The sequence below is a fragment of the Amycolatopsis sp. NPDC049688 genome, from assembly GCF_040674975.1.
Lineage (GTDB): Bacteria > Actinomycetota > Actinomycetes > Mycobacteriales > Pseudonocardiaceae > Amycolatopsis.
In genome coordinates this window covers 110,063-125,145 of the sequence record NZ_JBFANY010000019.1, presented here as the reverse complement: position 1 = coordinate 125,145, position 15,083 = coordinate 110,063, and the positions used below count along the sequence as shown (strand labels likewise).

The 15,083-nt window shown below is 71.3% G+C and carries 17 protein-coding genes; 10 read left to right on the top strand and 7 right to left on the bottom strand.

All coding sequences use genetic code 11. The annotated features are described in order from the left end of the window. Positions 1–60: 60 nt before the first annotated feature. A complete protein-coding gene (locus tag AB0J55_RS39480) occupies positions 61–588 on the top strand; it encodes an NHL repeat-containing protein (protein WP_364261006.1) in 528 nt (175 codons plus the stop codon). Here the strand turns inward: AB0J55_RS39480 and AB0J55_RS39475 are convergent. From AB0J55_RS39475 to AB0J55_RS39465, 3 genes are read right to left on the bottom strand one after another with little or no spacing between them, the layout of a single operon-like run. Then, on the bottom strand, positions 585–986 hold the full coding sequence (locus AB0J55_RS39475) for a CoA-binding protein (RefSeq protein WP_364261003.1): 402 nt from the start codon (positions 984–986) through the stop codon (positions 585–587). The two genes, AB0J55_RS39480 and AB0J55_RS39475, sit on opposite strands and share 4 nt — an antisense overlap. A gap of 23 nt (positions 987–1,009) precedes the next feature. Continuing rightward, positions 1,010–1,582 carry a hypothetical protein gene (locus AB0J55_RS39470; protein ID WP_364261000.1) on the bottom strand — a complete coding sequence of 191 codons (573 nt, stop codon included), beginning with the start codon at positions 1,580–1,582 and terminating at the stop codon, positions 1,010–1,012. A 56-nt stretch (positions 1,583–1,638) separates the two neighbouring features. Then, a complete protein-coding gene (locus AB0J55_RS39465) occupies positions 1,639–2,142 on the bottom strand; it encodes a VOC family protein (RefSeq protein WP_364260997.1) in 504 nt (167 codons plus the stop codon). A 140-nt stretch (positions 2,143–2,282) separates the two neighbouring features. Here AB0J55_RS39465 and AB0J55_RS39460 point away from each other — a divergent pair, with 140 nt between their 5' ends. Continuing rightward, positions 2,283–3,089 carry a 2-keto-4-pentenoate hydratase gene (locus AB0J55_RS39460; RefSeq protein ID WP_364260994.1) on the top strand — a complete coding sequence of 269 codons (807 nt, stop codon included), beginning with the start codon at positions 2,283–2,285 and terminating at the stop codon, positions 3,087–3,089. Continuing rightward, positions 3,086–3,841, top strand: coding sequence for a fumarylacetoacetate hydrolase family protein (locus AB0J55_RS39455; RefSeq protein ID WP_364260991.1), 756 nt, complete (start codon positions 3,086–3,088; stop codon positions 3,839–3,841). The genes AB0J55_RS39460 and AB0J55_RS39455 overlap by 4 nt, the downstream gene beginning before the upstream one ends. A 284-nt stretch (positions 3,842–4,125) precedes the next feature. Here AB0J55_RS39455 and AB0J55_RS39450 read toward each other — a convergent pair whose 3' ends face one another. Both AB0J55_RS39450 and AB0J55_RS39445 read right to left on the bottom strand, forming a co-directional pair. Continuing rightward, positions 4,126–5,988: an ABC transporter ATP-binding protein gene (locus AB0J55_RS39450; protein WP_364261187.1), complete on the bottom strand. Its 1,863-nt coding sequence runs from the start codon at positions 5,986–5,988 to the stop codon at positions 4,126–4,128. A 98-nt stretch (positions 5,989–6,086) separates the two neighbouring features. Beyond that, on the bottom strand, positions 6,087–6,554 hold the full coding sequence (locus AB0J55_RS39445) for a DUF1579 family protein (protein WP_364260988.1): 468 nt from the start codon (positions 6,552–6,554) through the stop codon (positions 6,087–6,089). A gap of 48 nt (positions 6,555–6,602) precedes the next feature. Here AB0J55_RS39445 and AB0J55_RS39440 point away from each other — a divergent pair, with 48 nt between their 5' ends. Beyond that, complete coding sequence (locus AB0J55_RS39440; protein ID WP_364260985.1) at positions 6,603–7,049, top strand: MarR family winged helix-turn-helix transcriptional regulator; 447 nt, start codon at positions 6,603–6,605, stop codon at positions 7,047–7,049. Between the two features lie 147 nt (positions 7,050–7,196). Here the strand turns inward: AB0J55_RS39440 and AB0J55_RS39435 are convergent, their stop codons facing one another. Further along, positions 7,197–7,652, bottom strand: a complete 456-nt coding sequence (locus AB0J55_RS39435) for a helix-turn-helix domain-containing protein (protein ID WP_364260982.1) — start codon at positions 7,650–7,652, stop codon at positions 7,197–7,199. Positions 7,653–7,743: 91 nt separating this feature from the next. Here AB0J55_RS39435 and AB0J55_RS39430 point away from each other — a divergent pair, with 91 nt between their 5' ends. Together AB0J55_RS39430 and AB0J55_RS39425 are read left to right on the top strand one after the other, a co-directional pair. Next, on the top strand, positions 7,744–8,331 hold the full coding sequence (locus AB0J55_RS39430) for a dihydrofolate reductase family protein (RefSeq protein ID WP_364260979.1): 588 nt from the start codon (positions 7,744–7,746) through the stop codon (positions 8,329–8,331). Positions 8,332–8,356: 25 nt separating this feature from the next. Next, entirely contained in the window at positions 8,357–8,740 is a 384-nt protein-coding gene (locus tag AB0J55_RS39425; RefSeq protein WP_364261184.1) for a PPOX class F420-dependent oxidoreductase, read from the top strand. 2 nt (positions 8,741–8,742) lie between these two features. On the opposite strand, the gene AB0J55_RS39420 is transcribed toward AB0J55_RS39425, so the two are convergent. Then, the gene (locus AB0J55_RS39420; RefSeq protein WP_364260976.1) at positions 8,743–9,324 is read right to left on the bottom strand and encodes a TetR/AcrR family transcriptional regulator; all 582 of its coding nucleotides are present in this window, start codon (positions 9,322–9,324) and stop codon (positions 8,743–8,745) included. Positions 9,325–9,419: 95 nt separating this feature from the next. On the opposite strand from AB0J55_RS39420, the gene AB0J55_RS39415 reads away from it, so the two are divergent. From AB0J55_RS39415 to boxC, 4 genes are all read left to right on the top strand, one after another. Then, entirely contained in the window at positions 9,420–11,846 is a 2,427-nt protein-coding gene (locus AB0J55_RS39415; protein WP_364260973.1) for a glycoside hydrolase family 3 C-terminal domain-containing protein, read from the top strand. 153 nt (positions 11,847–11,999) lie between these two features. Then, on the top strand, positions 12,000–12,902 hold the full coding sequence (locus AB0J55_RS39410; protein WP_364260970.1) for a GNAT family N-acetyltransferase: 903 nt from the start codon (positions 12,000–12,002) through the stop codon (positions 12,900–12,902). A 99-nt stretch (positions 12,903–13,001) separates the two neighbouring features. Beyond that, positions 13,002–13,427, top strand: a complete 426-nt coding sequence (locus AB0J55_RS39405; RefSeq protein WP_364261181.1) for a hypothetical protein — start codon at positions 13,002–13,004, stop codon at positions 13,425–13,427. Positions 13,428–13,459: 32 nt separating this feature from the next. Further along, positions 13,460–15,079, top strand: coding sequence for a 2,3-epoxybenzoyl-CoA dihydrolase (gene boxC / locus AB0J55_RS39400; RefSeq protein ID WP_364260967.1), 1,620 nt, complete (start codon positions 13,460–13,462; stop codon positions 15,077–15,079). The last annotated feature ends 4 nt before the right edge of the window (positions 15,080–15,083 follow it).

Here is a 15,083-nt window from a genome sequence, read left to right as displayed (position 1 = left end):
GTCGCTGAACACTCGTCCCGGCCCTGGCTGCCGTGGCTCGCCGCCGGTGATCCTGGTGCCGTGACCAGCAGTGAAGTCGCGGCGCTCCCGCGGGCCTTCGGCGGGCCCGGCGCCGGGCCCGGGCAGTTCCGCGTGCCGTCCGGGATCGCCGTCGACACCCGCGGCCGCGTGTGGGTGGCCGACACCGGCAACGACCGCGTCCAGGCGTTCACCCGCGATGGCGCGCTCGCGCGCGTCCTGGCCGGGCGGCTCAAGGCGCCGGAAGCGGTCGCCGTCGACGCGGCGGGCAACGTCTACGTCGCCGACACCGGCAACCGCCGCGTGGTGCAGTTCTCGTGGTGGGGCGGCTTCACGCGCGAGTTCGGTGGCCTGGTCCGGCCCCGCGCCGTCGCGCTCGACCCCGCCGGGCGGCTGCTGGTCGACGACACCGGGCGCGTGGCCCGGTTCGACACCCGCACGGGCGCCGCGCTGCCCGGCACCGCCGAGCCCATCAGCTCACCGAGGGACGTGGCCGACGACGGGCTCGGCGGCGTCTGGGTCACCGAGCCGGGCAACCACCGCATCGTCCACTTCGGAGCGTCCGGCTAGCTCCGGGAGATCCCGGCGGTCGCGCGGACCACCGCGGTGCACCGGTTTTCGACGTAGGCGAGGCCGCCTTCTTCGGCGATGCGCCGCGCTTCGGCGGACACGATGCCCTGCTGCAGCCACAGCGCCTTGGCGCCGATCTCGACGGCGTCCCGCGCGATACCCGGCGCTTCGGGCGACGGCCGGAAGACGTCCACCAGGTCCACCGGCTCGGGAATGTCCTTCAACGACCGGTACACCTTCTCGCCGAGCAGCTCGGTGGCCGTCGGGTGCACCGGGATGATCCGGAAGCCGTGCGCCTGCAGGACCGCCGGGACGCCGTGCGCGGCCTTGGCCGGATCGCGGCTCAGGCCGACGACGGCGATGGTCTTCGCGCCGGCGAGGATCTCCTCTGCGTTCATACCGGTGGAACGCTTTGCCGGGGTCAAAGCTTCCAGAGCCGCAGGCCGCGCACCCGGTAGACGGGCCAGATCACATGCCACGGCTTCCGGCGGGCGAAGGTGGCGGCGCAGGTCAGGATGTTCCGGGCGGACGTCGTGGCGACCTCGTGGCGGTCGGGCCAGATCGCGCCCTTGGCGCCGATCGCGATCCGGAACACGGTCAGCAGGCCGCGGCCCTGCAGGTCGTACTTCGCGCCGGTGTCCCCGGAGCCGGGGGCCAGCTCCGCGATCTCGGCGCCGAACGCGCGCGCCGCCTGCGGGGCGATTTCGGCGGGGACCACGCCGACACTGCGCGTGATCGCCTTGCCGTGCATGCGCCGCGCATAGCGGAACAGCAGCGCACGCTCCCACCACGGCAGCAGCCGGTGGTGCTTGAGGAGGGCCGCGCACTCGCCGTGCCCGATCGCGAAGATGCTCGTCAGCTCGTCGTAGACGCCGTTCGTCGCCGGCTCGTTCAGGTGCAGCCGCACCTCGAACCGGGTACGGGCGGTGAGTTCGTCGAGCACCTCGCGGTGATCGAGCCGCGCCTTCGCGCGCGAGAGCGACCAATCGGACATCGCACCTCCAGACGTCGCGCACAGGTTAGTTGGCGCGCGACGCCCGGACCACGCTTTCAGCCGATCTTCTCGCCGTACATCTCGCCCAGCGGGTCGGAGATCAGCTCGACGCGGGCACCGTCCGGATCGGACAGGTAGATGGAAGTCTTGCTCTCCAGCAGGTACTGCACGCCGGCCTCGTCGAGCTTGTCCTTGATCGCGCTCCACCGTTCGGGCGTGACGGACAGGGCCAGGTGGTGCAGTCCACCGAGGACTTCCGCGTACGGGCCGAGGTCCAGGCCGGGCAGGTCGAAGAAGGCGACCGCGTTGCCGTTGCCGACGTCGAAGAAGAAGTGGCTGGAGCCGGGGTAGTCGCGGTTCTCGATCAGCTCGGTGAGCGGGAAGCCGAGGATGTCCTGGTAGAACTCGATGGTCCGCTCGACGTCGCTGGAGATCAGCGCGGTGTGGTGGATGCCGCGCCCGTTCGTCGCCGGGCGTTCGGCGGCCGGGCGCAGGTGGCGCTCGCGCAGTGCGTCGCGGATCTCGGCGAGCTTGGTGGCCTCGGCCTGGGTCGGTGCCATGTCCCTCACGTCCCTTCCTGGTGGTGCCCTCGACGCTACGCCCGTTTTATCTCGCGCGCAAGAGGTTGCCTGTCGAGAGTTCCGCTGGGTGGAACATCCTCGCTTGTGTGCGGGGGGGTGGGCACGGCAGAGTTTCCGAGGTGGATGTCAGCAAGGTGCAGGAGGCCGCGTCGGCTCTGGCGGGGGCCTACGCCTCGCGCGAGCCGATCGAGCCGCTGATCAAGACGTATCCCGACGCGGGCGTCGAGGACGCCTACCGGATCCAGCAGGAGCAGGTGCGGCGCTGGGTCGAGGGCGGCGACGCCGTCCGCGGGCACAAGGTCGGCCTCGCGTCGGCGGCGATGCAGCGGCAGATGGGCGTCGACCAGCCCGACTACGGGCACCTCACCGGCAGCATGTTCCACCTGGAGCATCAGCCGATCCCGACGTCGGCGTTCCTGCAGCCGCGGATCGAGCCGGAGATCGCGTTCGTGCTCGGCTCGGCCCTGCGCGGCCCGGGTGTCACGGTCGCCGACGCGGTCCGGGCGGTCGATTTCGTGCTGCCGTCGCTGGAGATCGTCGACTCCCGCATCCAGGACTGGAAGATTTCGCTGTTCGACACGATCGCCGACAACGCGTCGTCCGGCGGGGTGGTGCTGGGCAGCAGCCCGGCTTCGCTGGGTTCGGTGGATCTGCGGCTGGCCGGCTGCGTGCTGTACCAGAACGGCTCGGTGGCGGCGACGGGCGCGGGCGGCGCGGTGCTCGGGTCGCCGTTGAACTCGCTGGTGTGGCTGGCGAACACGGTGGGGCCGCTGGGGGTGACCCTGGAGCCGGGCCACGTCGTGCTGCCGGGCTCGATGACCCGGGCGATCCCGGTGTCCCCCGGCGACACGATCGTCACCACCATCGCCGGGATCGGCAGTGTCACGGCGGTCTTCGCCCCTGCTTCTTCGTCGGAGGACGCATGAACGTGCGAGAAGCGGCTGCTTCTTTGCTGGGGACGGTCTCGGAGCGCGCGCCGCTCTCGGCCGAGTGGCCGGACCTGGACCTCGAGACGGCGTACGCGATCCAGGACGAGGCGTTGCGCCAGCGCCGGGCGCGCGGCGAGACGCTCGTCGGGGTGAAGCTGGGGCTGACGTCGCGGGCCAAGCAGCAGCGGATGGGGATCGATTCGCCGCTGCTGGCGTGGCTGACGGACGCGATGGTGCTGCCGGCGGGCGTGCCGGTGCCGTCCCTGATCCACCCGCGCGCGGAGCCGGAACTGGTGTTCGTCCTGGGCCGCAGGCTGGCGGGCCCCGGCGTGACCGCGGCGACGGCCCTGGCCGCGGTCGACCGCGTGTACGGCGGCATCGAGGTCATCGACAGCCGGTACGAGGACTACCGCTTCACGCTTCCGGACGCCGTCGCGGACAACGGCTCGTCGGCGTACTTCAGCGTCGGCCCGGTGGGTCTGCCGCCCGCTTCGCTGGACCTGTCTCTGGAGGCGACCCTGCTGGAGGTCGACGGCCAGATCGTCGACACGGCAACGGGCGCGGCCGTCCAGGGCCACCCGGCGGAGGCGTTGGCCCTGGCGGCGAACACCCTGGCGGCGCGCGGCCTGGCTCTGGAGCCGGGCTGGCTGGTCCTGACCGGCGGCATGACGGACGCGGTCCCGCTCCGCCGCGGCTCCCGCGTCGCGGCCCACTTCTCCCACCTGGGCTCCCTGACCCTCGCCACCTGACGGCGATGCCCCGCCAATCACGCGAGATGCCCGCCCAATCACGCGAGTGACGGGTACCGGACCGGCGAACTCGCGTACCCGGAGGGTCGGTCGCGTACCTGGAGGGTCGGTCGACGAGCCGACCGCCTGGATGCGCGGGCCGACGGTTGGGGTGCGCGGGCCGACCGCCGGGATGCGTAAGCCGACCGTCTGGGTACGCGGGCCGACTGCTCGGGTACGCGGGCCGACCGTCTGGGTACACGGGCCGACCGTTGGGGTGCGGGAGGCGACCGTCGGGGTGGCGGTCACGGTGGCTCGGTTCGGTAGGCGCGGGCCTGGATCTCGTACAGCTCGTGGTACGTGCCGCCGGCGCGGATCAGCTCGTCGTGGGTGCCTTCTTCGATCAACCTTCGCTTCTCCAGGACCAGGATGCGGTCGGCCGACCGGATGTTGGCCAGCCGGTGCGTCACCAGCACCGTCGTGCGGCGGCCGCGGCCCGATCGGCTTGCGTGCTGCAGTCCGGCGAACACCCGGGCTTCGGCGCGGGCGTCGAGCGCCGCCGTCGGCTCGTCGGCGACCAGGACCGCCGCGTCGCGGTAGATGCCGCGGGCGATGCCCATGCGCTGCCACTGGCCGCCGGACAGGTCGTGGCCCTCGTCGAACTTCTTCGACAGGACGGTGTGCTCCTTGCCGGGCAGGGCCGAGATCACCTCGTCCGCACCCGAGTAGCCGACGGCTTCCTGCCACGCCGCCCGATCGGGGTCGGCGCGGCCGAGCCGCCCGACCGTGATGTTGTTCGCCGCTGTCATCGGCCACTCCGCCGGTTCCTGCGCGATCACCGCGATGTTCGCGTGCACCGAGGCCGGGTCGGCCCGCGCCAGGTCGACGTCGTCCCAGTGGACCGTGCCCTCGTCCGGCGGGTAGAGCCCGGTGAGGAGCTTGCCGAGGGTGGTCTTGCCCGAGCCGTTCTCACCGACCAGCGCGACGACCTCGCCGCGCCGGATCGTCACCGACACGTCCCGCAGGGCCGGCGTCTTCCCGCCGGGGTAGGTGAACGTGACGCCGTCCAGCCGGATCTCGCCCGGGTCGGCCGGCGCGGTGACCGACGTCGGCGGCGGCTGCCGCTTCTCCGACTCCACGAGCAGCTGGTTGTAGAACCCGATGTAGAACGAGTCTTCGTACAGCGAGTTGACCGCGCGCATGGTGCTGGACAGCGCCGTCGACGCCGTGCGCATGGCCAGCACCGCCGTGCCCGCCAGCGCCAGCTCCATCCCGCCGGTGTAGAGCAGCCAGCCGAGCACCAGGTACGCGACGGCCGTGCCCAAGCCGGCCGCCGCCCGCCCGGTGGTGCGCACCAGGTTGCTCCGGTGCGCCAGCCGGATCTCCTCGCGCGTGAGGCTGCGCGAGATGCGCCGGTACTCGCCGAGCAGCGGCTCCTGCAGCGTCAGGGCGTGCCGTTCGAGGGCCATCGAGCGCCAGGTGGCGACCTCTTCGACGACCGACTTGCGGATGTTGCGCCCGACGGTGTCGAGGTAGTGCCGGTAGTTCAGCTTCGCCACCCGCGCGGCGGCCCAGCCGTCGGCCGCCGCGGCGAGCAGCAACACGGGCGCGAGCCACGGGTTCAGCAGCCCGGCCGTGATCATCGCCGCCACGAGCGAGATCGTCGACGACGTCAGGTCGGCCAGCCGGCGCAGGCTCGTTTCGATGGCGCGCACACCGAACCGCGCGCCTTGCCGCGCCAGCTCCCGGAAGTCCGCGTCCTCGAACGCGATCAGCCCGACGCGCACGACCGCGGCCGTCACCGCGTCGTCCGCCGCCGCGGTGACCTGCGGCCGCAACGCTCCCTCGACGGCGGAGACGGCCGCGTCCAGCAACGCGCGCGCCGCGTACGACCCGGTGACGACCGCGATCGCCGGCAGCGACTGCAGCACGCGTTCCGGTGTCGGGCCCTGTTCGAGCAGGGCGGTGAAAACGTTCGCGGTGGCGAGCAGCCCGAACGCCGTGACACAGCCCGAAACGACGTGCACGACGGCGGCCAGCAGCGTCAGCCGTGGCGACGTCCGCCACGCCAGGCGCAGCACGACCGAGACGGCGGTGGGCAGCGCCCGCACGGCCTGGCCGAAGCCCGCAGCGGCCACGCGTTCGTCGACGCGGGCCCACTCGGGCATCTTCACGTTCTCGACCCCGATCAGCGGGGGCGGATCCGTGGTGGTGGTTTCGGTCACGCCACCATCTGTACTCCGGGGGTCCGACAGTTTCGGGCCCGCTACTGCTCCTTGCGGGTGTACCTGGCGCGCAAAAACGGGCTGTACCCGGGGTTTTCACCCATCCGGATGTCGATTTCGTGCGTCAAGGTCCGGCCGCCGGGGGTGAGCCGGTGCCGCGCGATCCCGCGCGCGGTCCTCTTTTCGAGGGTCAGCGTGGCGCCGGTCCAGGTGCCGCGGGCGGGCGACTCGGGCGGGAAGCCGTAGCTGTCGAAGCCGTACCAGAGCGTCTCGCCGGTGCTGGGATCGGCGGTGAAGACGTTGTGGCCGAGGAACTCCGAGCCGTCTTCGCGGCGCTGCCGGTAGTGCTGGATCACCGCGAAACCGTGGAGCGCCAGGCGGTATTCGCAGTCCGCGTGCGCGGTCGAGGCCGGCGCCCACGGCGAGGCGGCGAGCTCCTCGGTGCCGGTCCAGTCGCCGACGAACGCTTTCAGCGCGTCGTGCGCGGGACCGAGGCGGGGCATGTCCATGGTGTCTCCGTTTCGACAGGTACCTGTCGATGTGCGAGACTAGCACGCATGCGGTCGCCTCGAGCCGAGACTTTCACCCGCGTGATCGACGCGGTCTTCGCGTGCAACGGCGGGTTTCTGGCCGCGGGTGACGCGCTGACCGCGCCGGTCGGGCTGACCGCGGCGCAGTGGCAGGTGCTCGGGTTTCTCGAGGACGGCCCGGCGACCGCGGCGGAGGTGGCGCGCCGCCGAGGACTGCGTCGGCAGAGCGTGCAGGAAACGGTGAACCGCTTGCTGCGCAATGGAATGCTCGACAGGCTGCCGAACCCGGCCGACGCGCGGGCGCCGGTGTTGTCGTTGACGCGGCGAGCGCGCGCGGCGATGCGGACGCTGGGGGAGGCGCAGGTCGAGTGGGCCGAGGAGGTGGCGGCCGAGGTGCCGCCGGAGGATTTGGAGACGACGCTGCGGACGCTGCAGCGGTTGCGGGAAGTGGTGGCACAGCAGCGGTTGCTGTGAGCGGCGACGGTGGCGGCCGGGTGGCTGCGGCGAGGTGGTGCAGCGGTCGCTGGGGGGCGAGGGGTGGCGTCATGCGGCCATGCTCGCCCGGGCGCCATTGTGGCGAGGGGCGACGATCCGCCGGCCGTACTGGCCCGGCCGCCGGGGTCAGCGCGTTGCGCCGGGGCCCTCGAGCAGGTCGACGTCGTTGGCGTGCATCGGTTCGCCGCAATGAGCGCAGCGGAGGTCCACGCTGCTGATCTCGCCGCACGCGTGGTGGCGGTAGAGCACCGGGGGGCCCGCCTGGCCCGCCAGCCACTTGTCGCCCCAGCGGGTCATGGCCATCAGCATGTCGACCAGTTCGGTGCCCTTCTCCGTCAGGACGTACTCGTAACGCGGGCGGCGGTCGTACGGGTGGCGCTCGAGGACCCCCTCCTCGACCAGGTGGTTGAGCCGCTCGGTGAGCACCTTGCGGGAGATGCCGAGGTCGGCCTGGAGCTGCTCGAAGCGGCTGATCCCGGCCCACACGTCCCGCAGGATCAGCGGTGACCACGGTTCGCCGATCACGTCGAGCGTGCGCGCGATCGAGCACGCGGCCAGTTCGCTGAAGTTCGTGCGCTGCATGACCACCAGTTTAGCACTTGGGGTTCCCTCAAGGAACTCAAGCTGCTACGGTTCTGGAGTCTCCTGAAGGAACCCAGAAGGGAAAGCCGCGATGGCCAAGGTCTTCAGCTCCCACGCCGTGTCGGTCGACGGGTACATCACCGGCCGCGGCGCCGGTCCGGGGCGTGGGCTCGGCGACGGCGGGACGCTCTTCGACTGGTACACCGACGGGGACACCCGGAGCCGCGTGTTCGACTTCTTCACCCTCAGCGAGCCGAGCGCCCGCGTTTTCGACGCCTTCGCCGGGCGGGTCGGCGCGGTCGTCGCCGGCCGCAACACCTACGAGGATTCGGAACACTTCGGCGGCGGCAGCCCGCACCCGGGCGCCCCGCTGTTCCTGCTCAGCCACCGGCCGGCGCCGCAGCTGACCGAGCGGCAGACCCTCGTGGGCGACATCGGGGACGCGATCGCCGCGGCCCGCGAGGCGGCCGGCGGCAAGGACGTCGGGCTCATGGGTGGCGGCGTCCTGGCTTCGGCGCTCGAGGCAGGGCTGGTCGACGAAATCGTCCTCCACCAGGTGTCGGTCCTGCTCGGCGGCGGCCGGCCGTTCTTCCGGGAACTGCCGTCGCACGTGCGGCTGAACCTGATCGAGGCCGTGCCCGCGCCCGGCGTCACCCACCTCCACTACGCAGTTGCCTGAACCACCACGAAACCTGGAGATGACCATGCTCGAAGCCGACGTCCGCCGCATCCTCGCCACCACCGCGCTCGGTCACCTGGCCACCGTGCTGCCCGACGGCGCGCCCCACTCGGTCCCGGTCTGGGTCGACCCGGAAGGCGACCGGATCGCCATCCTGACCGGCCCGGACTCGCGCAAGGCCCGCAACCTGCGGCGCGACCCGCGCGTCGCGCTTTCCCTGACCCCGCTGGACAACCCGTTCGAGCCGGTGATCATCCGCGGCCGGGTGGCCGAGTGGCTCGAGGGCGACGCCGCCTGGGAGATCGTCGACCGGATCGCGACGAAGTACATCGGCGGTCCGTACTCGCGGGAGCAGCCGCGGGTCGTCGCGCTGATCGAGGTCGAGCGGCAGAGCGTGGGGATGGGCTGACGTCAGTCCGGCTTGATCCCGAGCAGCGTCAGGAACGTGCGGAACCCGGTGGACATGTCGACCTCCGCCGGGTCGAGGAGCCACTGCAGCTGCAGGCCGTCCAGGACGGCGATCGCGATGGGGGCCAGCTGTTCCGGGGTCGTGCCCGGCGGGAGCTCGTCGCGGTGGCGTTCCAGCATCTGCGTCATGCCCGCGCGGACCCGGGCGTAGCGGTCGTGGAAGTACTCGCGGGCGGGGTGGTCCTCGGTGACGCTGTCCGCCGACAGCACCGTGTACGTCTGGACGATGCCCGGCCGCGTCGCGTTGTAGTCGACCAGGTCCGCCAGCTGGTTCACCGTCATCGCCGACGGGTCGCCCGGGGGTGCGTGGCCGAAGTGCAGCAGATCCCACTCGTCCCGGGTCTCCAGCACCGCCGTGAGCAGGTCCTCCTTGGTCGGGAAGTAGTGCATCAGCCCCTGCTGGGTCAGCCCCACGCGCTCGGCGACCGCGGCCAGCGAGGTGCCGCGGTAGCCGCGCTCGGCGATCACCTCGAACGCCGCTCGGACGATGCTGGCTCGGCGGTCGGCGCCCCTGGCCCGGGTCATGATCCCGAGCCTACGGGACAAGCCGTCACGGAACCATAACGTTCACTACCCACCGCCAGGTAGGGTGGCGGCAGGACGGACCGCGGAGGGTGCGCATGAGCTTCGACGTCGACGCGCTGCTGGCCCAGCTCGACCTGGACACCAAGGCGAGCCTGCTCGCCGGTCAGGACGTCTGGTCCCTGCCCGCGCTGCCCCGGATCGGCCTCGCCTCCCTGGTCCTCTCCGACGGCCCGGTCGGCGTCCGCGGGACGCGGTGGAGCCCGGACGACCCCTCGGTGACCCTGCCCAGCCCGACCGCGCTCGCCGCGAGCTGGGACCCGCGCCTGGCGGTCGAGGCCGGCCGCCTGCTCGCGCAGGAGGCCCGGCGCAAGGGCGTGCACGTGCTGCTGGCGCCCACCGTCAACCTCCACCGGTCGCCGCTGGGCGGCCGGCACTTCGAGTGCTACTCCGAAGATCCGCTCCTCACCGGGATGATCGGCGCCGGCTACGTCACCGGCGTGCAGGACGGCGGGGTCGCCGTCGCGGTCAAGCACTTCGTCGCCAACGACTTCGAGACCGAACGCTTCACCGCCGACGTGCACGTCGGCGAGCGCGCGCTGCGCGAGCTCTACCTCGCACCCTTCGAAATCATCGTCCGGCGCGCGAAGCCGTGGGGGATCATGGCCGCCTACAACAGCGTCAACGGCGTCACCATGACCCAGCACGCCGAGCTGCTCAATGGCGTGCTCCGCGACGAATGGGGCTTCGACGGTTTCGTCGTCTCCGACTGGCTGGCCGCGCGCGACACCGTCGCCTCCGCCAACGGCGGCCTCGACGTCGCCATGCCCGGCCCGCGCACGGTGTTCGGCGAACGGCTCGCCGAAGCCGTCCGCGGCGGCGAAGTCGACGAAGCCGTCGTCGACGCCATGGCGCGCCGCGTGCTCCTGCTCGCCCACCGGACCGGCGCGCTCGGCGACGGCCCGGCGCCCGCACAGTCCGGTTTGGACGGTGACAGGGTCGCGCGCGAGATCGCGCACCGGTCGTTCGTGCTGCTCCGCAACGAAACCGGCGTGCTTCCCCTGCGGGAGCCGGAAAGCATCGCGCTCATCGGCGCGCTCGCCGCGGACCCGAAGATCCTCGGCGGTGGCAGCGCCACCGTGTTCCCCGACCACGTCGTCTCCCCTCTCGACGGCCTCGAAGCGGCCGTTCCCCCTGGCACCGAGCTCGGTTACCGCCCCGGTGCCGATCCGCGCACGACGTTACCGGCGGCCACCGACAATTTCCGGATCCGCGCGACCGCCCGGGCCGCGGACGGCACCGAACTCGCGGAGTTCCCCCTGCGCAAAGCCAGGATCGACTGGATCGGCGAACTGCCGGCCGGGCTCGACATCGGCACCCTCGCCTCGGTCGAGATCGCCGGCACGTTCCTCCCGGACCGCGGCGGGACGCACACCTTCGGCCTCACCGGCCCCGGCGACCTCCGCCTCACCGTCGGCGGCCAGACCCTCTTCGACGGCGTGAACCTGCCCGAGGGCGGAGACATCTTCACGTCCATCATGCAGGTCCACGAGCAGCGGCGGGAGATCGAGCTGACCGCGGGCGAGCCGGTGGACGTCAGCCTGACGTACTGGATCCCGTCCGAGATGGCCGAGTTCGCCCGCGGCACCTTCGCCTGGGTCACCTTCGCCCTCGGCCACCGCGGCCCGGTGCCCGATCCGGACGCCGCGATCGAGGAAGCCGTTGCCCTGGCGGCGAAGTCTGAGGTCGCGGTGGTCGTGGTCGGCACCACCGCCGAGGTCGAGAGCGAAGGCTTCGACCGGACGTCGCTCGCCCTGCCCGGCCGGCAGGACGAGCTCGTCACGCGGGTCGCCCGGGCCAACTCGAACACCGTCGTGGTCGTCAACGCCGGTTCCCCGGTGGAGATGCCGTGGCGGGACGAGGTCGCCGCCGTGCTGCTCACCTGGTTCCCCGGCCAGGCCGGTGGCGACGCGCTCGCCGACGTCCTCTTCGGCCGGGAAGAACCCGGCGGCCGCCTGCCGACGACCTGGCCGGCGAAGCTCGAAGACGCCCCGGTGAAGAACGTGACGCCTGAGGACGGCGTGCTCGAGTACGGCGAAGGCGTGTACATCGGCTACAGCGCCTGGTCCCGCGCCGAGACGCAACCCGCGTACTGGTTCGGCCACGGCCAGGGTTACACGACCTGGGTGTACGAAGAACTCGACGCCTACCCGGACGACGAAGGCGGCGCGCGCGTCCGGGTCCGCGTACGCAACACGGGAACGCGAAAGGGCCGCGAAGTCGTCCAGCTCTACCTGGCCCCGACCGAACGCGGCGACCGGCCGCACCGCTGGCTGGCCGGGTTCGCGAGCGTCGAAGCCGGGCCCGGCCAGGCCGTCGAGACCGACATCGCCATCGCGCCGAGGTCGGCCGAAGCCTGGCGTGACGGCTGGCGGCACATCGCCGGCGAGTACGTCCTGGAAGCGTCGCACTCCTACGCCGAACCGCGGCTGAGCACGCGGGTGGTGCTGCAGAAAATCCGTTGATCACCGCCGCCGGGACGCCGTAGGGTCACGCACGCACCCTCGAGCAGGCGAAAGGAGGTGGGACCGATGATCACGCAACCGATCACGCGCTCCCACCCCGCAGCGAGGGTGCCGGCTGTCTGACCGGGAGCGCGTACTCCCGGAAGGATTTCCATGACCGAACTGGTCGTGCGCCCGCTCGAAGCGGGCGAAGAAGCACTGTTCACCTCCCTGCCCGACCGCGGTCTCGTCGGCCGCAAGCTGCTGGGCGACGACTTCGCCGAAATGGCGGCCAAGGGCGAATACCGGCCCGAATGGACCTGGGTGGCGCTGCGCGACGACGTCGTCGTGGCCCGCGCGGCCTGGTGGGCCAAGGCCGGCGACGAGGAACCGATCGCCCTGGACTGGTTCGACTTCACCGACCTCGACGCGGCGGTCGACCTGTTGAAGAAGGCGCCCCTGAAGGGGGAGTACGCGCTGCACACGCCCCCGGCGTGGCAGGACGATCCGCAGGTCGCGGCCGAAGTCAACGGCCGGGTCGAGGCGGCGGAGAAGGCGGGCTACCGCAAGCTCGTCGAGCGCTACCGCTTCCGCTGGACGCCGGAGAACGGCCTGCCGGAGAAGCCCGGCCGGCTCGACTTCCGGCCGGAGCCGGACGACGACGTCATCCTCGACGTCTTCAAACGGGTGCACGTCGGCAGCCTCGACGCGCACGTGCGGAAAACCGTCGAGGAGCACGGCATCGACGCGGCCGCGCAGGAGGACCTCGACATCATGAAGTGGATGCCGGGGCCGCGAGAGTGGTGGCGGCTGGCGTACACGCCCGAAGGCGAGCTGGTCGGCCTGACCCTGCCGAGCCGCAACGTCTACGACCCGGTGATCGGCTACGTCGCCGTGGTGCCGGAGCACCGAGGCCACGGCTACGCCTACGACCTGCTGGTCGAGGCCACGCACGACCTCGCCGGGTACGGCTCGGACCGGATCGTCGCGGGCACCGACGTCGGCAACGTCCCGATGGCGAAGGCGTTCGCGAAGGCGGGCTACCCGGTGGTCCAGCACCGCATCGACCTCGTCTGACCCGGGTCGTGAGTGGCAAGGCGCGTGGGAACGCGCCTTGCCACTCACGACACCGGGGCGCTACCGTCGCTAGAGCGATCTATCAAATCGGGGGCGATGATGGACAAGGGACTGCCGGTACTGCGGGTGATCCTCGGCTTTTCGCTGCTCAGCACGACACTGCACTACGCGCACAACGCCATCCGCGTCACGGACTACCCGCAGCTGCCGGGCGTCCCGGCGACCGCGGCGGGCATCGCGGTCGCTGTCGTCTGGGTGCTGCTCACGACGGCCGGCTGGCTCGGCTACCGCGCGTATGCGCAAGGCCGGTACCCGAGGGCGCTCGTGTTCCTGCTGGTCTACTCCCTGACCGGAATCGTGACGCTGGGTCATTTCCTGGCCGGCGTCCCGCAGATTCCGGCGTTCTGGTTCGCCACGATCTTCACCGACGCCGTGGCCGGGCTGGCCCTGTGGGCGTTCCTCACCTGGGCCTGGGCCACGCTCAACCGGGTGACCACGCGAGATCAACTTTCTACACAACATTGACCTCCGTCTGACTCGTGTAGACAATCGGGTGAGTGACCACCACCACACCGGTTGCCTTCGACCGCCGTCCCGACGAGTACCGCCACTGGCGCCTCCGGATCGACGGGGAGGTGGCCTGGCTGGAGCTGGATGTCGACGAGCAGGGCGGCCTGGTCCCGGGCTACGAGCTCAAGCTCAACTCCTACGACCTCGGGGTCGACATCGAGCTCTACGACGCCACGCAGCGGCTGCGGTTCGAGCACCCCGAGGTGCGGGTGGTCATCGTGACCAGCGCGAAGGACAAGGTGTTCTGCGCCGGCGCGAACATCCGGATGCTCGCCGCGTCGGAGCACCACTGGAAGGTCAACTTCTGCAAGTTCACCAACGAGACCCGCAACGGGATGGAGGACGCCACCGAGCACTCCGGCCAGGTCTACGTGGCCGCGGTCAACGGCACCTGCGCCGGCGGTGGCTACGAAATCGCGCTGGCCTGCGAAAAGATCTTCCTGATCGACGACAACTCCTCGACGGTCGCGCTGCCGGAGGTCCCCCTGCTCGGCGTGCTGCCCGGCACCGGCGGCCTCACCCGGGTCGTCGACAAACGACGGGTGCGCCGGGACCTCGCCGACGTCTTCGCCACGCGCCCCGACGGCGTCAAGGGCAAGACGGCGGTCGACTGGCGCCTGGTCGACGAACTGGTGCCGCGCCAGGACTTCCGCGAGAAGGTCCTGGAAAAGGCGCGGGAAATCGCCCGCCGCTCCGAGAAGCAGGGTGACCAAGGCATCGAGCTGACCCCGCTCGAACATCGCCATGTCGACACGGAGGTCGCCAAGGACCAGGTCACCATCACCATCAAGGGGCCCGAAACCGACCCCGGCGACCTGCACGAAGAAGGTGCGAACGGCTGGCTCCTCGCCATGACCCGCGAGCTGGACGACGCCATCCTGCGGCTGCGCACCAACGAGGTCGAAGCCGGCACGTGGATCCTCAAGACCCAGGGCGACCCCGAGAAGGTCCTGGCGCACGAGCAGGCCGTGCTCGGCGGCAAGGACTGGCTGGCCAACGAGATCACGCACTACTTCAAGCGCACGCTCAAGCGCCTCGACGTCACCAGCCGCAGCCTGATCGCCCTCATCGAACCCGGCAGCTGCTTCGCCGGCGCGCTGCTGGAAATCGCGCTGGCCGCCGACCGCCAGTACATCCTGGACGGCCCGCCGATCGACGACGAAGACTCCGACGAACGCGCGTCGATCAGGCTCACCGAAGCCAACTTCGGCGCGTTCCCGATGGGCAACGGCCTGACCCGCCTGCAGACCCGGTTCTACGGCGACGACGACCACCTCACCTGGCTGGCGCGCGAGAAGAACCGCGCGCTGAGCGCCGCCGAAGCCGTCGAACTCGGCCTGGTCACCGACGCCCCGGACGACCTCGACTGGGAGGACGAGATCCGGATCGCCCTCGAAGGCCGCGCGTCGCTGTCCCCGGACGCGCTCACGGGCATGGAGGCCAACCACCGGTTCGTCGGCCCCGAGACCATCGAGACCAAGATCTTCGGCCGGCTGGCGGCTTGGCAGAACTGGATTTTCACCCGCCCGAACGCATCCGGGCCGGAAGGCGCGCTGCGCCGATACGGTACGGGGCAGAAGGCCGTCTTCGACAGGAAGCGGGTCTAGCGCA